Source organism: Falsiroseomonas sp. (assembly GCF_030695085.1).
Lineage (GTDB): Bacteria > Pseudomonadota > Alphaproteobacteria > Acetobacterales > Acetobacteraceae > Falsiroseomonas.
On the sequence record NZ_JAUYTS010000036.1, the window covers coordinates 1 to 5,562 of the forward strand.

Below are 5,562 nucleotides of genomic sequence, written 5' to 3' on the forward strand. Positions count from 1 at the left end.
ACTGCACCCTCGCCACAGGGGCAGGCGCCGCGCGCGACGCAGCCTGCCCTGCCGCCTGCGCCGGCCGGGGCCGCGCCTGGCAGCCCTCCGTCCGGGCCGGCGCCGGCCAGGGCCGCTGCGGAGCCGTCAGCGCCGCCACCGGCGGGTTCCCGGATACTGCCGGAGGCAGCTGCCACGGCCCGGCAGGCGGCCCGGATGGCAGCCTCCCCCCTGCCCGTGCCGCCTCCCCCGCCTCTCGCACGCGGCGCCGGGCCGGGCCTCGCGCCGCGACTGGCCGCGCCTCGCCCGCCGCAGCCCGCGCAGGACGCTGCACCGGCGACCGTGGAGTTGCGCATTGGCCGCATCGAGGTCGTCGCCCCGCCCGCCGCCCCGCCGCGAGCGCCGCGGCCCGGCCCCACGCTGGGTGCCTTTCTGCTGCGGGAAAGGCGATGAGCAACCACCTCGCGATCGCCACCGTCACCGCGGCGCTGGGGCGCATCCTGCATGGCGCCGCGCAGGAAGGCGTGCAGGCGGCCGAGCTGCGCTACGGCCCGCCGGATGTGAAGACCGGCGCGGAGGGCAAGCCGCTCGTCAACCTCTTCCTCTATCAGGTGCAGCCCAACGCGCAGAACCGCAACGCCCACATGCCCGGCCGCCGTGCCGATGGCGGCATCGCCAACCGCAGCCGCGTCGCGCTGGACCTGCGCTACCTGCTGAGCTTCTACGGCGAGGCGGGCAAGTTCGAGCCGGAGCGCATGGCCGGCGCCGTCGCCGCCATGCTCGAGGACCGGCCGATCCTCGATCGCGACGCGATCCGCAAGGCGATCGCCGATTCCCACGCCGTGCTCGGCGATTCCGACCTCGAGGAGGCGCTGGCGAGGATTCGCATCGTGCCGGAGAGCCACTCGCTCGAGGATCTCTCGCGCCTCTGGTCGGTGCTGTTCCAGGTGCCCTACGCACTCTCGCTCGGCTATGTGCTCAGCCATGTCAGCATCGAGACCGGTGACCCGCCGCGAACGCCGCTTCCGGTGGCGAAGCCGCGGCTTTCCGTCGCGCCATTCGCGCAGTTGCGGATTGAGGAGGTGGCGGCGGAGGAGCGCAATGCGCCGATCCTCTGGGGCGGCACGCTCGTGCTGCGCGGGCGCGGCCTGGCCGCGCCGGAGCTCGCGCTACGCCTCGGCGGCCTCATGGTTGTGCCGGCCGCCGCCGAGGCCACGGCGGAGGAGATCCGCCTGCCCCTCACCGCCGCACGGCTTGGGGCGGAGCTGAGGGCCGGGTTCCACCAGGTGCAGGCGGTGCTGCCTGCCCCGCCCGGCGCGCCGGCGCATCTCACCCGCGCCTCAGAGGCGCGCGGCTTCGTGCTGCGGCCGCGCGTCGCGGTGCTCGCCGCCGGGCTGAACCCGAACCCGCCGGTCGGCATGGCGAAGGGCAGACTGCGCGTCCAGTTCGTCCCGGCTGTGGCGGCGGGCCAGGAGGTTTCGCTCCTGCTCGACGAGGCCGCCGCAGCCGCCCCTGCCTCCGCCACGCTATTGCCGGAGGCGCCCGCCGCCTTCCCCGCCGCCGCGCTCGAATTTCCCTATGAGGGCCTGAAGCCGGCCTCCTACCTCGTTCGCGCCATGGTCGATGGCGTCGCCTCCGCGCCGGAGACGGAGGCCGATCCCGCCTCGCCGCAATTCGGCGAGATCACCGGCCCGCTGGCAGCGCTGGCATGAGCCGGACCGCACCGCTCCCCGCCGCCTTCCCGCGCCTCGCCGCGCTGCTGGCCGGCGAGGATGATACACCGCCGGCGCCGCGCTGCACCGCGGACGAAATCGCGTCGCGCTTCGGCCTCGACGCCTTCGGCCGCGATGTGCTGGCGCTCGCCGCCTGGGCCGAGCTGGAGCCGGAAGGCGCGGCCGCGGTCGCCGCGATCCAGGGCAGCCCGGAGCCGAGCGTGGCGCTCGCCCTCTCCCGCCTTCCGGGGGCGAGCTGGTCGGCCTTCCTGCCGGAGGCGCCGCTGCGCGAGGCGGGGTTGATCCGCCTCTCGGGCGCCGGCCGCGCGACGGCCCGCGGCATTTCGCTGGCCGAGTCCGTGCTGCACGCCCTGCTGGGCGCCGAGGGCCTTTCGGAGGAGCTGGCGCTGCTTGCCCGCCGCATCCCGCCGGGCCACCCCGGGTCGCCGGCGCGTGCGGCGATGGCCGATGGCATCCTCGCCGCGCTCACCTCCGGCCATGCGGCGCAGCTTTGCGGGCCCGACGCGCCAGGCAAGCTGGCAGCGGTGGCGGCGGCGGCGGCGCGGCTCGGCCGGCCACTCTTCGCCATGCCGGGCGGCGCGGTGCCCGCCCAGCCGGCGGAGATGGCGGCGCTGGCGCGCGCCTGGCGGCGCGACCTGGTGCTGACCGGCGGCATCCTGCTGCTTGAGGCCGAGGGCGGCGAGCCGAGGACGCTCAGCGCCTTCGCCGAAGCGATGAACGGCGCGCTGCTGATTGCGGCGCCGGAGCCGGTGGCACTGCCCGCGCGCCGCGCCCTCCGCCTCGACATGGCCCGCCCGCGCGCCGCCGACCAGCTGCATGCCTGGGGCGCGGCGCTGGCGCCCTTCGCCGCGCGGCTGAACGGCACGCTGCCGCGCCTGGCGGTGCAGTTCCAGGTGGCGCCGGAGCGGATGGAGGCGGTGGCGGCGGAACTGGCCACCGCGCCCGCCGGTGCGGCGCTGGACGAGCTCGCCTGGGCGGCCTGCCGCCGCCATTCCCGCCCGCGCCTGGACGATCTGGCTTCGCGCGTCGAGGGCCGCGCGGGCTGGGACGACATCGTGCTGCCGCCCGCCCAGCTGCGCGCGCTGCGCACCATCGCCGCGCATCTGCGCCACCGCGCCAGGGTGCAGGAGGATTGGGGCTTCGGCGCGGCGCCCGGGGGGCGCGGCCTCGGCCTCGCCGCGCTGTTCTCCGGCCCCTCCGGCGCCGGCAAGACGATGGCGGCGGAAGTGCTGGGCGGCGCGCTCGGCCTCGACGTCTACCGCGTGGACCTTTCGGCGCTGGTGTCGAAGTGGATCGGCGAGACGGAGAAGAACCTGCGGCGCATCTTCGACGCGGCGGAGGAGGGCTCCGTCATCCTCCTGTTCGACGAGGCGGATGCGCTGTTCGGCAAGCGGTCGGAGGTGCGCGACAGCCACGACCGCTACGCCAACATGGAGGTCAGCTACCTCCTGCAGCGGCTCGAGGCCTATCGGGGCCTGGCGATTCTGACGACCAACCTGCGCGCCAACCTGGACGAGGCCTTCCTGCGTCGCTTCCGCTTCGCCGTGGAGTTTCCGTTCCCCGCCGCTGCGGAGCGCGCCGGGATCTGGGCTCGCGCCTTCCCGCGCGACTGCCCGACAGAGGGGCTGGAGATGGCCCGCCTTGCACAGCTCAACGTCGTGGGCGGGGCGATCCGCAACATCGCGATGAACGCCGCCTACATCGCCGCCGAGCACGCGCGGCCCGTGGGAATGGCAGAGGTGCTGGCGGCGGCGCGGCTGGAATACGAGAAGGCCGGGCGCGCCATGACCGATCCCGAATTGCGCGGATGGCCGCAATGAGCCCGCGCCCACCAACCCTCCGCGTGACCGTGGACCGCCTGGTGCTGCCAGGCGGCGCCGCGGAGGTGCGCGCCTTCCGCGCGGCGCTGCAGCAGGCGCTTGCCGCGCGCGGCGGCGCCCTCGCCGAGGCCGGGGTGCTGCGTGCCACGCCGCCCGCAACGACACCCGCCACGACGCCCAGCGCCGCCGCCGCCGCGGTGGTCGCCGCCATCCGCGGGAGGAAATCATGAAGTCCGCGGCCGCACCTGCCCAGGCCCCGCGCGCACCCGCCGCGCCACCACCCGCGCCGCGGCAGGCCATCGCGCCGGCGCCCTTCGTCTCGCTCTCCGCGGTCCCGCCCCGCCCGCAGCGCGCCTGCGCCGCCTGCGAGGAGGAGAGCCGGGTGCAGCCGCGCCTCGCCGTCGGCCCAACCGGCGACCGCTTCGAGCGCGAGGCCGATGCCGTCGCCGGCCAATTGATGGCGATGCACGCAGCGGGCCCGGCCGCCGCCGCGCCACCCGCCGTGCAGCGCGAATGCGCCGCCTGCACCGCGCAGGCGCCTGGCGCGACGCTCGCCGCCCCGGTGGCGGAACTGACCGGCGGCGGCGCGCCGCTGCCCGCGGCGACGCGAAGCTTCTTCGAACCGCGCCTCGGCCGCGACCTTTCCGCCGTGCGGCTGCACCGTGGCGAGCGGGCGGCGGCGCTGAACGCCAGCATCGCCGCCCATGCCTTCACCTATCGCGACCACATCTGGCTCGGCTCCGGCGAGGACGACGCGCCGAGCTTCACCCTCGCGCATGAGATCGCGCATGTGCTGCAGCAGACCGCGCCCCATGCGCCCCGCGCGCCGGGCGCGCCGGCGCTGACGCCCTCGGCGCCCGTCATCGCGATGCGCGGCCCCATGCCGCGCCCGGTGCCGCGGCCGCCGGCGCTGCGCGCGGCGCCGCGCAGCACGTCACGCACGGGCAGGGATCCCGAGCCTACCCGCGGCATGACCGATCCCGCGATCCCCTACCACCAGCGCCATGCACAACCGGCGCCGCACGACAACAGCTTCGAGGCGATGATGTGGCGCGCCTCGGAGCGTAGCGCCATGGACCGCGCCGTGATGCAGGGCGAGGTGCCGCACGCCACGCTGCGCCGCGGCGGCCGCGCGCCGGACTTCACCACCGACACTGGCCTGGCGCAGCAGGCGATGATCGGCACCGGCGCCACCGTCACCTATCGCCAGATGCAGTTCCACATCCTCGACGCGATCGAGTACGAGGTGGCGCGTGCCGAGACCGACGACGACCTGCGCCGCATCGTCTCCGACTACCTCCCGGACAGCCTCTTCGCGCGCAGCCTGCTGGTGGAGCAGGTGCTGCTCGACCGGGCGCGCGGCTACGCCCAACCCTTCGGGACCGGCGTTCTCCGGATCCGGCGGCAGTTCCGCATCCCGAGCCACCTCGACCCGCGCGCCGAACAGCGGATGCAGGTGTTCTCCGCCACGGTCGCCGCCCGGACGGCGGCGGCACCGCGCCTCGCCCGCGGGCCGCTGGCACAGGCGGTCGCGCGCAACCTGATGGTGGCGCCGCCCGATGAGCAGCCGGGCCCCTGCAATGCGCGCGACGTGCCCCGGCTCGGCGGCCACGACCGGCACAACGCCTACGCGCTGCACGTCACGGGCAGCCGGAGCGACCACCAGGTCAGCACGCCGGAGGGCATCTCCTGCACCTTCGACGGCCTCGACCCGCACCGCCAGCTCTGGGAGGTCAAGACCGGCTACCGCTACTTCTCCGAGGCGAACATCGTCTGGAGCCCCGACGTGCCGCGCTTCCACGACATCATCCTCGGGCTGGAGGAGCAGCGCATGCGCTGCACCTTCGTCGCCGCGCGCTGCGGCTACCCTTACGCCTACGCCTTCGACAACCCGGAGGTGGCGCGCTTCATGCAAGTGCAATGGGGCGGCGTGCCGCCCGTTCTCCACATCCCGCCGCCATGAGCGCGCCAAGCCTTTTCCCGCTGGAGGCGCGCTTCCTCGGCGATGCGCCCGACTGGCCCGCGGACCG

The 5,562-nt window shown here is 75.5% G+C and carries 4 protein-coding genes; all 4 read left to right on the top strand.

Annotated features, from left to right (window positions below):
- Positions 1–428 precede the first annotated feature (428 nt).
- From Q8S40_RS03705 to Q8S40_RS03720, 4 genes are read left to right on the top strand one after another with little or no spacing between them, the layout of a single operon-like run.
- On the top strand, positions 429–1,691 hold the full coding sequence (locus tag Q8S40_RS03705; RefSeq protein WP_305669331.1) for a DUF4255 domain-containing protein: 1,263 nt from the start codon (positions 429–431) through the stop codon (positions 1,689–1,691).
- Positions 1,688–3,532 (top strand): ATP-binding protein, encoded by a 1,845-nt coding sequence (locus Q8S40_RS03710; protein ID WP_305669332.1) that lies wholly within the window; start codon positions 1,688–1,690, stop codon positions 3,530–3,532. The genes Q8S40_RS03705 and Q8S40_RS03710 overlap by 4 nt, the downstream gene beginning before the upstream one ends.
- Positions 3,533–3,555: 23 nt before the next feature.
- Positions 3,556–3,762, top strand: a complete 207-nt coding sequence (locus tag Q8S40_RS03715) for a hypothetical protein (RefSeq protein ID WP_305669333.1) — start codon at positions 3,556–3,558, stop codon at positions 3,760–3,762.
- Positions 3,759–5,495, top strand: a complete 1,737-nt coding sequence (locus tag Q8S40_RS03720; RefSeq protein WP_305669334.1) for a DUF4157 domain-containing protein — start codon at positions 3,759–3,761, stop codon at positions 5,493–5,495. The genes Q8S40_RS03715 and Q8S40_RS03720 overlap by 4 nt, the downstream gene beginning before the upstream one ends.
- Positions 5,496–5,562: the final 67 nt, after the last annotated feature.

Coding starts and splice junctions, on each gene's coding strand:
- Q8S40_RS03705 (WP_305669331.1), top strand. CDS start 429: ATGAGCAACCACCTCGCGATCGCCACCGTCACCGCGGCGCTGGGGCGC.
- Q8S40_RS03710 (WP_305669332.1), top strand. CDS start 1,688: ATGAGCCGGACCGCACCGCTCCCCGCCGCCTTCCCGCGCCTCGCCGCG.
- Q8S40_RS03720 (WP_305669334.1), top strand. CDS start 3,759: ATGAAGTCCGCGGCCGCACCTGCCCAGGCCCCGCGCGCACCCGCCGCG.